Below are 15,479 nucleotides of genomic sequence, written 5' to 3'. Positions count from 1 at the left end.
ATTATCTTTTTCAAAATTAAACATTTTCCGACAGTTCCAGCCAGCGCATTTCTTTGTCAGATTGTGTCTGTGTTATTTCTTCAATTTGCATTGCCCAGGAAGTAACTTCCACATGAGAGCCGCCATTTTCCAATTTTTCAAGCAATTGCGCTTTTTTCTTTTCCAATGAAGCCATTTCACTTTCTAATGTTTCCAGCTCGCGCTGTTCTTTAAAACTTAATTTTTTCTTTGGAACTGCTGGTGCTGCTACTACTTCTTTAACAGGAGCCGGCGCTTGCACATTACTTTTTCCGGAAGCCAAACTTTTCTTTTCCGCTTCCTGCTCATCCTGATATTCACGAAGCTCCGTATAATTTCCAGGGAAATCGCTGATTCTTCCTTCTCCTTCAAAAACAAAAATATGTTCAACCAAACGATCCAGGAAGTACCTGTCGTGTGATACGATCATAATACAACCCGGGAAATTCATTAAGAATTCTTCCAGCACATTCAAACTCGCAATGTCCAAATCATTCGTTGGCTCATCCAGAATCAGGAAGTTTGGCTGTTTTATTAATGTCAGAAGAAGCTGAAGTCTCTTCTTTTCTCCTCCACTCAACTTCGCAATAAAATCATACTGTTTTGATGGAGAAAATAAAAACGCCTGCAACAAATGGCCAACCGTAACTGTTTCACCCGTTCCAAGCTGTACAACTTCCGCGACATCTTTAACAATATCAATAACCCGTTGGGTTTCATCAAAAACCAGATCCGTTTGTTTGTAATAACCAAACTGAACTGTTTCACCTTTTACAATTTGTCCGCTGTCAGGTTCCAGTTCGCCGGTAATCATGTTCAGCAAAGTGGATTTCCCCATACCATTCTGACCAACAATCCCGATTCGGTCACCTTTGCGGAATGTATATTCAAAGTTTTTGATCAGCTGACGATCACCAAATCCTTTGCTGACATTTTCCATTTCAATGATCTTGCTTCCCAAACGCGCTGTGCGTACGTTAAGCTCCATCTGTGTATCGAATTTTTTCTGGCTTGCTTTCTCTTTTAGTTCTTCAAAAGCATCCACCCGGTATTTTGCTTTTGTACCACGCGCTTTCGGCTGACGTCTGATCCAGTCCAATTCCTTACGCATCAGGTTCCTTGCCTTGTCAATTCCTGCTGCCTCTACTTCTTCCCTTTCTGCTTTCTTTTCAAGGAAATAAGAATAATTTCCCTTGTATGCATAGGCCGAACCATGATCAAGTTCCAGAACCTGGTTACAAACCGTGTCAAGGAAATACCTGTCGTGGGTTACAACCAGAAGCGTAGTATTTTGTGTATTCAAATATTTTTCAAGCCATTCAACCGTATCAAGATCCAAATGGTTGGTTGGCTCATCCAGAATTAGCAACTCAGGATCTTCCAATAAGATTTTGGCAAGCGCTACACGTTTTTTCTGTCCACCGGACAAATTTCCGTACAAATTTTCGGTGTCATGGATTCCCAATCTTCCCAAAACCTCTTTCGCTTTGTACTCAAAATCCCAGGCCTTGTACGTGTCCATATCTTCCATGGCTGTCGCCAAGGCATCATGGTCGTCCGTCTCAATAGCATGTTCGTATTTCTTTACAGCAATTGCAACAGGATTGTTTGATGAAAAGATAACTTCCAAAACCGGGAGCGCAGGATCAAAAGACGGACTCTGATCAAGATATCCCACGCGAATATCCTTCCGAAGACTAACCGATCCTTCTTGTGGGGGAATTTTGCCCGTCAAAATATTTAGGAACGTCGTTTTTCCAGTACCGTTTGTTCCGATAAGTGCCACTTTATCACCGCGACTAATCCCGAAACTGATATTTTTAAAAAGCCACCGGTCTCCAAATGACTTCGCAATATTTTCTGCTGAAAGGTAATTCATAGGTAAATTTTGGATTCAATTACTACAAAGGTAGGATAGATATTAAAGAAGAAAGAAAAAATTCGTTTTCATAGGGTAAATACCATAATATTGCTACTTATTCTTTGTTATATGGTTCAATGAGAACACATTTTAAAAAATTATGTACAAAAAAATCCTTAACCTAATCCCCGTTTTTTTTCTTTGTTTAAATGCATCTGCGCAGGATAATTTTAAGAGTTACACACAGGTAATCGGCGGAAGCCCACAAGTTTATGACATGGTTGCTATTCCGGGCGGCGAATATACCATGGGTAGCCCAGCCACCGAAAAAGGCCGCAGACCAGATGAAGGCCCTCAGCATAAGGTTAAAATCGAACCTTTCTGGATGGGAAAAGTAGAATTGAGTTGGGACATTTATGACCTGTATGCTTTCAAAAATATGGAAAAAGAAATGGCTCTGCGTCATCCTGATCCTGAAAAAAGCGTTGCAAAAACGGATGCAAGCACACGCCCTAGTCCTCCTTACGTAGATATGTCGTTTGGAATGGGACGTGCAGGATATCCTGCTATTAACATGACACAATACGCTGCCATTCTTTTTTGCAAATGGCTGTATGAGAAAACAGGTGTTTTTTACCGTCTTCCAACCGAAGCCGAGTGGGAATATGCTTGCAGAGCGGGTTCAAAAACAGCTTATTCATTCGGAGATGATGCTTCCAAACTTGATGAATATGCCTGGTATCGTAAAAACAGCAGTTCGGCATATAAAAAAGTTGGAACAAAAAAGCCAAATGCATGGGGCTTAAATGATATGCATGGTAATGTAATGGAATGGACGCTTGACCAATATATTCCTGATTACTATGCGAAACAGCCAGCGGGAGAAAAGTTTGCTCCGGTAACAGAGCTTTATCCAACGGCAGTGCGCGGCGGATCATGGGATGATGAACCGGCAGATTTGAGAAGTGCGGCGCGTACACCTTCAAAACCCGAATGGAAAGTTTTGGATCCACAGCTTCCAAAAAGTGAGTGGTGGATGACAAGTGCATCTTTTGTAGGTTTCAGATTGGTTAGACCTGTGAAAACGCCTTCGGCAGAAGAAATCACAAAATATTACAGTCCTGCATTGATAGAAGATTATTGATATAAAACTCTTAATTTAACTTTAAAAATGGAACAAAACAGACGCGAATTCCTTAAAGCATCTGGCCTGGTTGCAGGCAGTGTTATCCTGAACCCCTTCACGGGCTACGGATTTAACAGCGCAGTGGGTGATACGATCAAAGTAGCCTTAATTGGTTGTGGCGGACGCGGAACAGGTGCAGCAGCGCAGGCGTTAAGCACAAAACAAAATGTGCAGATCGTTGCGATGGCTGATGCTTTCAAAGACAGACTTGACGAATCTTACAGAAACCTTACTGCAAAAAAATATAAAAATGCAGCAGGCGCGACAGTGGATATCAAAACAAAAGTTGACGTTCCTGAAGATCGCAAATTTGTTGGATTTGACGCTTTCAAAAAGGCGATTGCTTTAAAAGATGTGGATGTTGTTATTTTGGCAACACCTCCGGGATTCCGTCCTTCTCATTTTGAAGAAGCGGTTAAGAACAATAAGCATGTTTTTATGGAAAAACCGGTTGCAACTGATGCACCTGGTATCCGTAAAGTTTTAGCGCTTGCCGAAGAAGCTAAGAAAAAGAAATTGAACGTTGTAGTTGGTCTTCAGCGCCGTTATCAGGCTAACTACCGTGAAGCAATCAAAAGAATCCAGGATGGCGCTTTAGGTGATATTGTTGGCGGACAGGTTTACTGGGTTGGCAGCAGTCCGTGGATGAAAGAACGTCAGCCAAATCAGACTGAAATGGAATACCAAATGAGAAACTGGTATTATTTCAACTGGCTTTGCGGTGACCATATCAACGAGCAGCATGTCCATAATATTGATGTTGCAAACTGGATAAAAAATGCTTATCCTACGCAAATTCAGGGAACTGGCGGGCGAGAAGTGCGTACAGGAAAACAGTATGGCGAGATTTTTGATCACCATACCCTGGATCTTGTTTATGCTGATGGAACAACAATTTCAAGCCAATGCCGACAATTTGAAGGTACATGGAATAAAGTGGATGAAGCATTTGTAGGTACAAAAGGCCGTATTGACAGCTTTGATGGCAAGAAAACGATTTTAAAAGATTACAAGGGTGGTGTGATTTATGCGCACGACGACAAAGCCGATATCAACCCATATCAGGTTGAACACGATGAATTGTTTGATGCTGTTGCAAAAGGTGAATATAAATTTGCCGATGCAGAAAGATCTGCAAAAAGTACGATGACTGCTATTATGGGTCGTATGGCTACTTATTCAGGAAAACTGATCAAGTGGGATGAAGCTCTAAATTCAGATATCAATTTATTCCCTGACAAACTTGCATGGGATGCAAATCCAAAATTATTACCAGGAGCAGACGGTTTATATCCGGTTGCGGTTCCTGGTAAAACAGTAGTTATCTAAGTTTCTGCTGATATATTAAAAGCAATAAAGGCTGCGATTTCTCAATCGCAGCCTTTATTGCTTTCGGTCTTTTTAAGACGATTATTTTATTGTATTCCAGCTTTTTATCTGATCGCCTTTTGTCTCCACCAGCCAGACTTTGTTATTCGGAAATCTCTTCAAATATTTCTTACCCTCTTTAATTCCTGATACACTAAATGCCGTTGCCAATGCGTCCGCTTCAACTGAGGTTGGTGATATCACGGTCGTTCTTACGTGATATAAAAGACCAATCCCCGTTTTTGGATCGACGATATGAGAATATCGCTTGCCATTATATTCCAGATAACGATACGTCGGGCCAGAAGTCGCCATACCAACGTTTGCGTATTCAATGGTTTCAACTGAATCCCGTCCGGAAGAAATTACAATCTTCCACCCTTTTTCGCCGGGGGGTGCATCCATTAACGCAAGTTTTCCACCGGCATCAATCATACCGGATTTTATACCGTACCTTTTCAAAACTTTCACCGCTTCATCCGCAGCATATCCTTTTCCCAATCCGCCGATATCAAGTCGCATTCCTTTATCTTTAAGTTGGATGCTTTGCGTTTTTTTATCAAATTTAATTTTTTGATATCCTGTTTTACCAAGTGCACCTTTTATTAAATCAGTATCCGGAAAATATCCCTTTCGTGTAGCCCTACGCCATTCCTGTACAATAGGCCCAAGCGTAGCATCGAAAGCCCCATTAGTTTTTTTACTAATGTCGTCTGAAATGTAAAGAATATCAAAAAGGTCTTTGCTGACAGGAATCCATTTTTCAGTTCCTGATTGCGCTGAGACAGCATTAATCTCGCTATCGTCCCGATAGTCACTTAAAGAAGCATTAAGGTCTTCAATACGCCTAAAAGCGCTTTGAGCAGCCCGATTGGCAGTTGAATCATTATCCGAATAAATAATGATCCGGAAAGGAGATCCCATCAGTCCTTTTTCGAAAGTGTACCGTTTCTCCTGGGCAAAAGTTTGGGAAGAAAAATAGCAAAGTAAGAATAGAATCCCTATATTCGATATATAGTGCTTCCTTGAAGCGAAGTTGTTAATAAAGTGGAACGAACGATATAATCGGGTGAAACTGAATCTACTAAATGCTATTATCATCTTATCAGCAGGTCTGCTATTAATTGCCACAGGTGCATTTATAAAATCTACACATGTGCATTATAGTAATCCCGCCATGTTAAGCGGGCTTACCGTTGAATTCTTGGGAACGATCTGGCTGGTGCTAAGCCTGAACCGAAGGCGAAAAAAAAATTAAAGCTTGCTGGCCTTATTGCGCAAATAAAAATCTGCTAAAACTAAAGCTGCCATTGCTTCAACAATAGGTACGGCACGTGGTACCACACAAGGATCATGACGTCCCTTTCCTTGCACAACCGCCGGATCTCCATGTGAATCCACACTTTCCTGGTCTTGCATAATGGTTGCTACCGGCTTAAAAGCCACTTTAAAATAAATGTCTTCCCCGTTAGAAATACCACCCTGAATTCCTCCGGAATGATTTGATCTGGTATGGACTTCTCCTTTGTCGTCAACAAAAAAAGCATCATTATGTTCTGAACCCAGCATCGCGACACCGTCAAAACCACTTCCGTATTCAAAGCCTTTTACAGCATTGATACTAAGCATCGCCTTTCCAAGTTCTGCGTGTAATTTGTCAAAAACGGGTTCTCCCCAACCTGCCGGCACTCCTTTTACAACACAATTCACAACCCCTCCGATAGAATCTCCTTTTTTACGGACATCATCAATGTAGTTAAACATCTTTTCTGCCATTTCAGGATCAGGACAGCGAACTGCATTGTTTTCCGTTTGGGTCAAATCCAATTCAGTATAGAACTTATCGAGTTTCATAGCCCCCACCTGAGAAACATAGGCCTGAATATTAACTCCAAAATTTGCAAGTAGTAATTTTGCCAAAGCACCAGCAGCTACTCTAGCAGCAGTTTCTCGTGCTGAACTTCTTCCGCCTCCGCGATAGTCTCTCACACCATATTTTACCTGGTAAGTATAATCTGCATGAGATGGGCGAAATTGGGCCGCTATATGTGAATAATCTTTACTACGCTGATCTTCGTTTCTGATAATTAAGGCAATCGGAGTGCCTGTGGTTTTTCCTTCAAATACACCAGATAAAACCTCAAATTCATCCGCTTCTTTTCTTTGTGTGGTGATACGCGATTGTCCCGGTTTTCTGCGTGTCAGTTCGCTTTGAATAAAATCTGTATCAAAATCAACGCCGGCCGGACAGCCTTCCACAATCACACCAATTCCTACACCATGCGATTCCCCAAACGTGGAAATCTTGAATATTTTTCCGTATGTACTACCCATGAAATCTATTTTCTTAACACCCAAACCATCGTAAGCAATAACAGAATTACGATGGCATTTGTTAACTCTTTTAGTATTTGTTTAAAATCAAAATATTCTGCGCTGCTGTCTAACCTTTCAAGGTTATCATACAATCCGCTGGATCCGTGTAATGATATATTGCCCAATTTATAATCCTCTCCTTTTACCTGAAGTGTTTTTTGAGAAATCAGCGTATCATATTTTGCAGCCTTTGGATCAAAATACACCCATTGAAAATATCTTCCCAATGGAAAAGTCCCATCCTGGCGCGGTACTACAAAATAATCAAAGCTCTTTTCTCCGCTTACATTCTGATTGCTTCTTTTTATCAGCTGACTAATATCCGGCGGATAAAAATCAAAAGAAGAATTCGCAATAATTTCAGGTGTCGGTATGGCTGCTATGTTTCCTTTACCTTCAATCCTGAATAAATACCGGATACTCTCTCCCGGATAAACCAGCGCACTTGAAAGACGTTCTACCAGTTTGTATTGTCCAACGGCCACCTGATCTTTTAAAGGATGTGGCGGAAGTGGCTTTACACTTACCTTAACAACTTTTGATCGGAAACTTTTGAGAAGTTTTCCCTCGCCAGCCTTTCCATTTCCAACAAGCATCTCCAAAGTTACCGAAGGAAAAATAATATCCTGTAATGTCATCGGGAAAAACTGCGCCTGGTATAAATTGAATTCTGTATATTTCCTCCCGCCAATTTCAATACGACGCTTAATAATCTCCTCAATTCCTACATTTTCTTCCCAACAACCAACTGGTCGTATTTTTTTTAAAATTAATTGCAATTGGATATTCACCTGATAAAAATCCATTTGTATCGGTGCATTTTCAGCCACATATAAAGAAATTCCAAGCGCAAAGCCTTCCCGCATAAAGACGCTTTTTTTATTCGCTCCAACAGAAAGAAATACATCCTCGTCGTTATTTCCTACCTCAGGTAATAATGCCAGATCTTCTTCACTTATAACCTCAGGATTAATTAATACTCTTGCATTATACTCAACGGTTACGCCTTCTGATTTAATTTTCAAACCATTAACGGTGACAAAAAAAGATGGAATTACGTATGTTCCCTCTTTTAAAGCAAAGTATTGCTGGCTGATTGTTTGTACTACAACTTTTTCGCCGCCCACTGTGTTAATTGAGCTGGTTGCCGATTTACTTCTTTTTTCGAGCCCATTAATTTCGGGAAAACTCACTGATGGACGGTTTTCTTCTCCCGGAACAACAACCGAAATGGTAAATGGCTCATCCATTTTGAGATTTTTCGGCCCAAACTCAATTATTGGATCATTATTTATAATTTGCGCATGAATAGTACAAGAAAAACACAAAATTATGCTTAAAATTACATATAATTTCATGGGAAATATTCGTTACACTTATCGGTGATACTAATATGGACTGATTATCTGTAAAAAGTTCTTTTAACGTTGTGTCTTACCTAAACCGCAAAACTACATAATACTATGGCCTCTATGCTTGAATACATTAAAATTATTCTGCAAAAGGTTAGTTTCGACCGCAGATTGTTCGAAAAAGAATTAAGAAAAGCAATCCGCATGTTAATGCCTGCCGAAGTAAAGCGTTTAAGAAACTGGTGCTACGAGAATTACAGCTCGGTACATTTGGCTACACTTAACAATTGCTTCCCGCTTCCATCTACACTGGGCTGATCCATTGTAATAGAATATGAATTAAAACGAAAAGACCCGCCGAAATCGGCGGGTCTTTTCGTTTTAATTTCACTAAGCTCTTATTATTTTTTAGGAGCTGGCTTTTTAGCCGGAGCAGCCTTAGCCGGTGTAGCTGTTGCGGTACCCGCAGCAGCTGGCGCCGGAGCCATTCCTAAGGCTTCTTTTGCCGCTGCACTATTAGGATCAATCGCAAGCAATTTAGTCCAGTATTCTTTTGACTTCGCTTCATCTTTCAATGTAGTTTGGCTATAAAAAGCAAGGTAATTATAAGCCAACTTTAGATAAGATTTGTATTTCGAAGGATCTGGATCCTTTTCTGCCAATTCAGCAAGTTTAAGATAATAAGGAGCTGAAATTCCTTTATCAATATTTTCTTGTTTGTCATAGGCATTGTAAAGCGCACTTGCTCTCCAATAGTAGCCATATGGCCAATCAGGAAGTTTCTGAGTAACAATTGCAAATGTAGAATCAGCAGATAAATACATATTTCTTTTGTTAGCAGCAATTTGTGCGCTATCGCCAGCAGCATTATTCAATGATCCCAAAGCACCAGCTGATTGAAACTTAGAAAGACCCAGGTAGTAATAGTCATTTGCAGTTGCCTTCGCTGTATCCAAAGCAATACCTTTGTAATAAGTTTTTGCTGAATTAGGGAAGTCCTTAGCAGCATAGTACAGCGCACCAACTTCTTTGTAAGTAGTTGCAGCATCTGTTTTGCTCGTATCCATGTCAGCACCTTTCAAAATGTAAAGTACACCTGTAGAATCGTAACCTTTTCCGTCAGTCACTTTTGCATTGTAAGCACGTCCAAGATATTTATAGTCATCTCCAATAACTTTATCCGGAGCTACTTTAATGAATTCATTCAAATTTTGAATGGCCATATCAGGATTATTTGTCTTGGCATAAGACCAACCATACATACGCAAAGTAATCGGGTTGTTAATTTTTCCTTTCATTTCATCCAAAATCTGTAATGACTTTGTATAGTCATCGGCTGTAAAGGCAAACTGTGCAGCGCGAAGCTTTGTTTCAGGATCCGATGCAAGACTTTTTTGCATATATAGATCGTAGTTTTCAGCTGCTTGTTTGTATTTACGTGCAAAGAAATAAAGCTCAGCAAGATCCTGATAAGCAGGTGCAAAATTTGGATCAGCTTCAAGTGCTTTTTTGTAGTTTTCAAGAGCAAGATTGTAATTTTTACCTCTCAAATACACTGAACCAATTCTGTTGTGAGCAACTGCATAATTTGCTTTTGCAGTTAAAGCATATTCATAAGCAGTCACCGCAGCACCACCTTCGTTGCGCAACATTAAGGCATCACCTTTTATAATGTAAGCATCAGCCAGATTTTTATCTCTTTTGATAGCTTCGTCAGCTAATCTTATAGCTTCCGCAGGATCACTTTGTTTTTCAAACAAAGTATAAGCTTCCGCTATACGGAAAAGAACCTCAGCATCTTTACCTTTTTTCTTCTCAGCAGCAGTAAACAATTCCTTCGCTTTCGCACGATCTCCTTTTCCAAGTGCAACAGTACCAAGACCAATCTGGTTAAGTACTGATTTCTCATCCAGAGATATACCCTTTTCAAAAGCCTTTTGAGCTTCATCCAATTGCTTATTGATTACAAAATAATAACCAAGGTAATATTGATTGTCAGCCGAAGGAGTACCTGTGGCCAATTTTGTAAACAATTCTCCCGCTTCTTTATTACGTTCAGCATGTATTAAGGCCAAACCGTCCTGCACCGTTTGTGCCTGCACATTTACTACTGAAAAAATGCAAAATACCAGTGCTACTAACTTCATTCTCATGTTTCTGTTCATTTTTACCCGGTTAATATAATGACAAAAAATTTGGTTTTTCAATAAACAAGTTCCAAATGTAATAAATTGTATAAGAAGACTAAAGATTTTGTCCCGTCCTTATTTCCAGCTCTCTCGGATACACAATTGTTGGTATTAAACCCATCTTTTGGATAATAAGTCCTCCAACATCTCTGGCTATGTAATTAACCATTCCATTGCCAAGTCCTGCATAACCTTCTCTGATGATAATATATACATCACGTGAAAGTGGATAATTTTTTAATTCCAATCCGTTTTGGAAAGGCTGATAATATTCTTTGACAGAGACAGGATTAGCACTTTTGGAAACACCCAAAACTCTGATTCCCTTTGATAGTTCTATCGCCAAAGCATCATGCCCGTCACTGATCCAGTTTACGCCAATAAAACCAAGGCTTAAAGGATTCTTTTTAATTTCATTGATCACATTTGCATTGGAGCCAGCCGAAGTTATTCTGAGTTTCTGGATACTTTTGAGGTTAAATTTGCTCATGACAAAATTCAGATTGCTCGAATTTGCATTATCAAAAACCAATGTAATAGGACCTGTCTGACTGCTGCCTTTTAACTGGGACCAATCAGTAATCTTACCCTCGACAATGGACTTCACTTCATCCATTGTAATCAAACTATCCTTATTAATTCCATTCACAACTAGTGCCAGACCATCCAGTGCGATGTGATGCGCTTTCTGAATACCTTCCTGCTGTTTTACCATGGCAATCTCATTCTCACTTAGCTGCCTGGACGTAAAAACCATTCTGACACTATCCTTCAATAATTCCAGAATTGCCTGCTGTTCCGGCTTATAAACTATATTAAAATGAGCTCTTGGATAAATCCCCTGATATGCTTGTGTTAATGCGTGTACCAGAGGTTTAAAAGATTCATCTGCTGCTATTGTTATTGTCCCCTGAACAGGATTATCTCTTTCCTTTGAAGATTCTTTTGCACATCCTGAAACCAGGATTACTATAAACAGGGAGATACTTATGCCTGCACCAAACAAATATTTCATGCCTCTTGTTAAATAACTCATTTTCTCAAAACCCTGTAACCTCGGTAAAAACCGTACAAAATAAGTATGCCAGCAAAAGCGTAGCGCGGCATACTTCCAACAGGAAGCAAGCTAAAAGATAAGGAGGAGGAGATCAAGTAGATCCCTCCTCCTATATATATCAGAGCCATTAACAAAGAAGCAATAATAACTACTTTCTCATGCAATGGTTTTTCCTTCATGAGTTATTCAAGTTGGAAATTGATAGGCAAGTTATACTTAACCCGTACTGCACGTCCTGATTGTTTACCTGGTTTCCACTTTGGCATTGCTTTCACAACACGAATAGCTTCTTCATCACAACCAAAACCTAAACCTTTTAGAACTGCAACGTCCTGAATACTTCCATCAGTATTAACAACGAATGACATAAATACTCTTCCTGAAACGTTAGCACGTGAAGCTGCACTTGGGTATTTAATATTCTTTCCTAAGTACTTGTACATTTCAGCAGTTCCTCCTGGAAATTCTGGTTGTTGTTCTACCACAGTGAAGACTTTTTCCTCAGCTGGTGCAGCTTCAACAACAGTTCCTTTACTTGGAGCAGCAACTTGTTCCGGAGCAACGATTACCTCGTTTGCATTTGGATCACCTTCTACTGTTTTATCAGCAATTACTGCTTCCTTCAAATCCTCAACCGTTGGAGGAGGTGTTTCTTCAGGAACCTTTTCATCCATTTTTACCTCAGGAGGCAAGAACTTCACCGTTGCTACCTTAGGCTGCTCAACTGGCGGCGGTGGCGGTGGTGGCGGTTCAGTAGGATCTATCGGCGGAGGCGGCAAGTTCATTAAATCCACGTTAACCATTACTTCTTCTTTCGCTTCATCGCCTTTCAGTGCATTAATAAGTGCAGGTGAAAACATTGCGAAAACGAAAAGAGCAGCGCCGATCAAAGTTGATTTGGTAATATCTGCACGATATCCCTTTCTCAATGAAAATGCACCATACGCCTTATTACGATTGGCAAACACTATATCATCCAGTGTCGCATTCGGGCTAACTTCTGCCATGGCGTTTAAATTAAATGTTTAAAATATTTTATTACTATCCCAGAATTAAATCAAGGTTTTGCTTTGTCTCCAAGCAACTTCTTTTCCGAATCGGTAAGTTCGTCCACAAGTGCATACTTCTTAGACTTGGTAATGGCCATTTCGTCAAGCACATCAACCATGTTTTTATAGGTAGACACAACCAGAGGTTTAATTACAACAACAAATGCACCAAAACCTTTCTCATCTTTTGGATAAGCCGCATTGATACGTTTTGAAGATTCAAAAATTACGCTTCTTAAATCAGAACCAAAACGAGTTGTTTTAAGCGATTCCTCTGCCTTTGGATCATCTGCTGCTACACCATCCAGATAATAAACATCATCGTTTTTACCCAGAAACAATGTAAGAACTTTTGATGCTTTCAATGGTTCTGTTTCTACTTTCTCAGTCTTGTCAGGCACGTTCAATGTCATCGACGTAGGTTTAGACATTGTTGTTGCAAGCATAAAGAACGTAATTAGCAAGAAACCCAAATCAACCATCGGGGTCATATCAACATTGGTGTTCAATTTCTTGCCACGAACTTTGCCGTCGCCTTTACCACCACCACCGGTTTCTACTATTGCTGACATATTAGTCTTTCTTTTATTTCAGTGAAATACTTAATCCATGCTAAAACCGGCAGGCGCTTGTTCGCTAGCGGTAATCAGATTGAATCGGTTAATATTCTGAGACTGAAGATTTCCCAGCACATCCTTGAAAACAGGGAATTTAGCTATGTTATCTCCTTTCAAAGCGATTCTCAATCCCGGATCTGCTTTTCTCGCAGCATATACCCAATCAGCCAATTGACTTGTACCTGTTGAATCCACAGGAATACCAGGTTGTTTGATTTGAGCCATTTGTGCGTCTGGTGTGTTCAAGAAAGCTTTCAACTGATTAAGAGGAACACCGAAGCTCGACTGAAGCGAAAACTTCTTTTTTTCTAAATCTGTGAAAGTAATTCCTTTTGACTGAGCGATGTTATCCAACATAGATATTCTAGTTGATTGAGCATCCACACCAAAGAAAACTTTACCATCTTTGTCAATACTAATGATCATAATTTTATCATCCGGCACTTTAATCGTTGAAACCGAACTTGGAGTGTTAACCTCCGCGTCATTAGTCTTGAACGTCGCCGTCATAATAAAGAATGTCAGTAGCAAGAACGCCAAATCCACCATGGGCGTCATATCCATATGAGGTGGATGTTTCTTGGGCTTAACTATTGCCATAACTTTACAAATATATAAGTTTTTTTAATATTAACGATAATTATATATCAATAGTATATAATTATTAATAATGAGCTGCAAAATTTTGCTGAATGCTCAAACCAATTTCGTCAATACTGTAAGTAAGGTCATCAACACGACTGTTCAAATAAGCATAAGAAACAGTTGCAATCGCAGAAGTACCGATACCAATCGCTGTGTTGATAAGGGCTTCAGAGATACCCGCTGCAAGAGCACTTGAATCAGAAGCACCACCAGATGCACCAAGAGCTGCAAACGCCTTGATCATACCAAGTACCGTTCCAAGAAGGGCGATAAGTGTAGAGGCTCCAGCCAAAGTTGCAATGATTGTAAGGTTTTTCTGTAACATAGGAAGTTCAAGCGTAGTAGCTTCGTCAACTTCTTTTTGCAAAGCAGCAAGTTTTTGTTCTTTGTCAAGACCGCCATCAGCAGCAAGTTGTTTGTATTTAATCAAACCAGCTTTGATAACATTACCAACTGAACCTTTTTGTTTGTCACATTCTTTAATTGCTTCGTCAACTTGGTTTTTGTCAAGAAGACTTTTCACTTTACGCACGAACGAATCGATGCTGCCAGTACCGTTTGCTTTTCCAATTGTGATGATACGCTCAATTGTAAACACAAGTACAATAAGAAAACAAGTCATTAACAAAGGTACGATAGGTCCTCCTTCATGAACAATACCGAAATAATCACCTGGTTTTGGTCCTTTTTCGTGGTCTCCGTCGATAAAGTGATCAGGAGAACCTAAAACAAAAATGTAAACACAAAGGGCAATAACAAATAGTAGGGGGATTACCAATGCCGGATTCAAACCACCTGAGCCTTTTGGTGCTGCTGTTGCAGGCTTTGGTGCTGGTGCCGGAGTCGTTGCTTTCTTTTCCATCAGACTTACTTTTAAAGGTTAAATTGAGATTTTGGTTGTGAATTAAATAAAAGTTTTGGTTAAACCGTGTTTTTGTAAAATAAAATTTTGATTGTGGTGTTACGATTTTAAGTCCCTACAAAAGTATGAGTTTTCCTTTTAAAAAAAAGCAAGCTTTTGTCTGGTTTTTTTATTCTATATTTTTATTAATGATCATTCAATTGTATAATTTTAAGATTGTTCTTTCAATGAATTTGATGTTTCCATGCCTTTTTTTCATTGATTAAGAATGATATATATATAAATTTATAGGTTCTATAAAATTGTACTATACGCCTCAAATCCTAGGAACATCTTTTTTTAAATTGGCAAAAGCATTTTAAATTATTTTCTCATTTGCGTTCAAAAGCAAATATTATTCGCTCTCTACTTACTAAATATTATAATATTTTTAAGAATCTGTTTCCCTAAAATTATCATTTATACAAATTCGGATTATTTTTAACTCGGCCAATCCGTTTGCGTACCACCATTTTGGCAAAAAAAACAATCTGCCGTTTGAGTTCGCAAAAATGTGGTATTTTTGTGACCCGTTTCGCCAGGAATTACGAACATAACAAATTCTTAACATTATGAAAATCGATCACGAGTCTCTGAAAAAAATTGCCGGTCTTGCAAAACTTCATGTAAAACCGGAAGAAGAGGCCGCTCTACTCACCAGTATGGATAATGTTTTAACCTGGATGGAACAATTAAACGAAATAGACACCGAAAATGTTGAACCGCTTACCCATATAATGGATGAAGTCAACAATTGGCGTGAAGATAAAGGAAATAACAGCCTGTCAAGAAGTGAGGCTTTAGCTAATGCACCAAGTAAAAATGATACCTATATAAAGGTACCCAAAGTAATCGAATAG

At 39.4% G+C, this 15,479-nt stretch carries 14 protein-coding genes; 4 read left to right on the top strand and 10 right to left on the bottom strand.

What is annotated here, in order from left to right; all coding sequences use genetic code 11:
- Positions 1-16 precede the first annotated feature (16 nt).
- The gene (locus tag IEE83_RS30125; protein WP_194124422.1) at positions 17-1,897 is read right to left on the bottom strand and encodes an ABC-F family ATP-binding cassette domain-containing protein; all 1,881 of its coding nucleotides are present in this window, start codon (positions 1,895-1,897) and stop codon (positions 17-19) included.
- Positions 1,898-2,039: 142 nt separating this feature from the next.
- Here IEE83_RS30125 and IEE83_RS30120 point away from each other — a divergent pair, with 142 nt between their 5' ends.
- Complete coding sequence (locus tag IEE83_RS30120; RefSeq protein WP_194124421.1) at positions 2,040-3,023, top strand: formylglycine-generating enzyme family protein; 984 nt, start codon at positions 2,040-2,042, stop codon at positions 3,021-3,023.
- A gap of 27 nt (positions 3,024-3,050) precedes the next feature.
- On the top strand, positions 3,051-4,394 hold the full coding sequence (locus IEE83_RS30115) for a Gfo/Idh/MocA family protein (RefSeq protein WP_194124420.1): 1,344 nt from the start codon (positions 3,051-3,053) through the stop codon (positions 4,392-4,394).
- Between the two features lie 81 nt (positions 4,395-4,475).
- Here the strand turns inward: IEE83_RS30115 and IEE83_RS30110 are convergent, their stop codons facing one another.
- The 3 genes from IEE83_RS30110 to IEE83_RS30100 form a co-directional block, all read right to left on the bottom strand.
- Positions 4,476-5,357, bottom strand: coding sequence for an FAD:protein FMN transferase (locus IEE83_RS30110; protein WP_228102138.1), 882 nt, complete (start codon positions 5,355-5,357; stop codon positions 4,476-4,478).
- A 330-nt stretch (positions 5,358-5,687) separates the two neighbouring features.
- A complete protein-coding gene (gene aroC / locus IEE83_RS30105) occupies positions 5,688-6,767 on the bottom strand; it encodes a chorismate synthase (protein ID WP_194124418.1) in 1,080 nt (359 codons plus the stop codon).
- Positions 6,768-6,772: 5 nt separating this feature from the next.
- A complete protein-coding gene (locus tag IEE83_RS30100) occupies positions 6,773-8,167 on the bottom strand; it encodes a BatD family protein (RefSeq protein ID WP_194124417.1) in 1,395 nt (464 codons plus the stop codon).
- A 105-nt stretch (positions 8,168-8,272) separates the two neighbouring features.
- Between IEE83_RS30100 and IEE83_RS30095 the strand changes: the two genes are divergently transcribed.
- Positions 8,273-8,479 (top strand): hypothetical protein, encoded by a 207-nt coding sequence (locus IEE83_RS30095; RefSeq protein ID WP_137338192.1) that lies wholly within the window; start codon positions 8,273-8,275, stop codon positions 8,477-8,479.
- A gap of 83 nt (positions 8,480-8,562) precedes the next feature.
- Here the strand turns inward: IEE83_RS30095 and IEE83_RS30090 are convergent, their stop codons facing one another.
- The 6 genes from IEE83_RS30090 to IEE83_RS30065 form a co-directional block, all read right to left on the bottom strand.
- Positions 8,563-10,326, bottom strand: a complete 1,764-nt coding sequence (locus tag IEE83_RS30090; protein WP_228102136.1) for a tetratricopeptide repeat protein — start codon at positions 10,324-10,326, stop codon at positions 8,563-8,565.
- Positions 10,327-10,405: 79 nt separating this feature from the next.
- Positions 10,406-11,365, bottom strand: a complete 960-nt coding sequence (locus tag IEE83_RS30085) for a PstS family phosphate ABC transporter substrate-binding protein (protein ID WP_228102135.1) — start codon at positions 11,363-11,365, stop codon at positions 10,406-10,408.
- 224 nt (positions 11,366-11,589) lie between these two features.
- Entirely contained in the window at positions 11,590-12,414 is an 825-nt protein-coding gene (locus IEE83_RS30080; protein ID WP_194124415.1) for an energy transducer TonB, read from the bottom strand.
- A 50-nt stretch (positions 12,415-12,464) separates the two neighbouring features.
- A complete protein-coding gene (locus IEE83_RS30075; RefSeq protein ID WP_194124414.1) occupies positions 12,465-13,028 on the bottom strand; it encodes an ExbD/TolR family protein in 564 nt (187 codons plus the stop codon).
- A 30-nt stretch (positions 13,029-13,058) separates the two neighbouring features.
- Positions 13,059-13,673 carry an ExbD/TolR family protein gene (locus IEE83_RS30070; RefSeq protein ID WP_194124413.1) on the bottom strand — a complete coding sequence of 205 codons (615 nt, stop codon included), beginning with the start codon at positions 13,671-13,673 and terminating at the stop codon, positions 13,059-13,061.
- A gap of 64 nt (positions 13,674-13,737) precedes the next feature.
- Complete coding sequence (locus tag IEE83_RS30065; RefSeq protein WP_194124412.1) at positions 13,738-14,580, bottom strand: MotA/TolQ/ExbB proton channel family protein; 843 nt, start codon at positions 14,578-14,580, stop codon at positions 13,738-13,740.
- Positions 14,581-15,191: 611 nt separating this feature from the next.
- On the opposite strand from IEE83_RS30065, the gene gatC reads away from it, so the two are divergent.
- Entirely contained in the window at positions 15,192-15,479 is a 288-nt protein-coding gene (gene gatC / locus IEE83_RS30060) for an Asp-tRNA(Asn)/Glu-tRNA(Gln) amidotransferase subunit GatC (protein WP_194124411.1), read from the top strand.

The sequence above is a fragment of the Dyadobacter subterraneus genome (assembly GCF_015221875.1).
GTDB classification, from domain to species: Bacteria; Bacteroidota; Bacteroidia; order Cytophagales; family Spirosomataceae; genus Dyadobacter; species Dyadobacter subterraneus.
The sequence above is the reverse complement of the archived record's forward strand: the minus strand, read 5'-3'. Positions and strand labels throughout refer to the sequence as shown.

Bases quoted from the DNA above. Each gene is read 5' to 3' on its own strand.
- IEE83_RS30125 (WP_194124422.1), bottom strand. From the start codon at position 1,897: ATGAATTACCTTTCAGCAGAAAATATTGCGAAGTCATTTGGAGACCGG.
- IEE83_RS30120 (WP_194124421.1), top strand. From the start codon at position 2,040: ATGTACAAAAAAATCCTTAACCTAATCCCCGTTTTTTTTCTTTGTTTA.
- IEE83_RS30115 (WP_194124420.1), top strand. From the start codon at position 3,051: ATGGAACAAAACAGACGCGAATTCCTTAAAGCATCTGGCCTGGTTGCA.
- IEE83_RS30110 (WP_228102138.1), bottom strand. From the start codon at position 5,357: ATGGGATCTCCTTTCCGGATCATTATTTATTCGGATAATGATTCAACT.
- aroC (WP_194124418.1), bottom strand. From the start codon at position 6,767: ATGGGTAGTACATACGGAAAAATATTCAAGATTTCCACGTTTGGGGAA.
- IEE83_RS30100 (WP_194124417.1), bottom strand. From the start codon at position 8,167: ATGAAATTATATGTAATTTTAAGCATAATTTTGTGTTTTTCTTGTACT.
- IEE83_RS30095 (WP_137338192.1), top strand. From the start codon at position 8,273: ATGGCCTCTATGCTTGAATACATTAAAATTATTCTGCAAAAGGTTAGT.
- IEE83_RS30090 (WP_228102136.1), bottom strand. From the start codon at position 10,326: ATGAACAGAAACATGAGAATGAAGTTAGTAGCACTGGTATTTTGCATT.
- IEE83_RS30085 (WP_228102135.1), bottom strand. From the start codon at position 11,365: ATGAAATATTTGTTTGGTGCAGGCATAAGTATCTCCCTGTTTATAGTA.
- IEE83_RS30080 (WP_194124415.1), bottom strand. From the start codon at position 12,414: ATGGCAGAAGTTAGCCCGAATGCGACACTGGATGATATAGTGTTTGCC.
- IEE83_RS30075 (WP_194124414.1), bottom strand. From the start codon at position 13,028: ATGTCAGCAATAGTAGAAACCGGTGGTGGTGGTAAAGGCGACGGCAAA.
- IEE83_RS30070 (WP_194124413.1), bottom strand. From the start codon at position 13,673: ATGGCAATAGTTAAGCCCAAGAAACATCCACCTCATATGGATATGACG.
- IEE83_RS30065 (WP_194124412.1), bottom strand. From the start codon at position 14,580: ATGGAAAAGAAAGCAACGACTCCGGCACCAGCACCAAAGCCTGCAACA.
- gatC (WP_194124411.1), top strand. From the start codon at position 15,192: ATGAAAATCGATCACGAGTCTCTGAAAAAAATTGCCGGTCTTGCAAAA.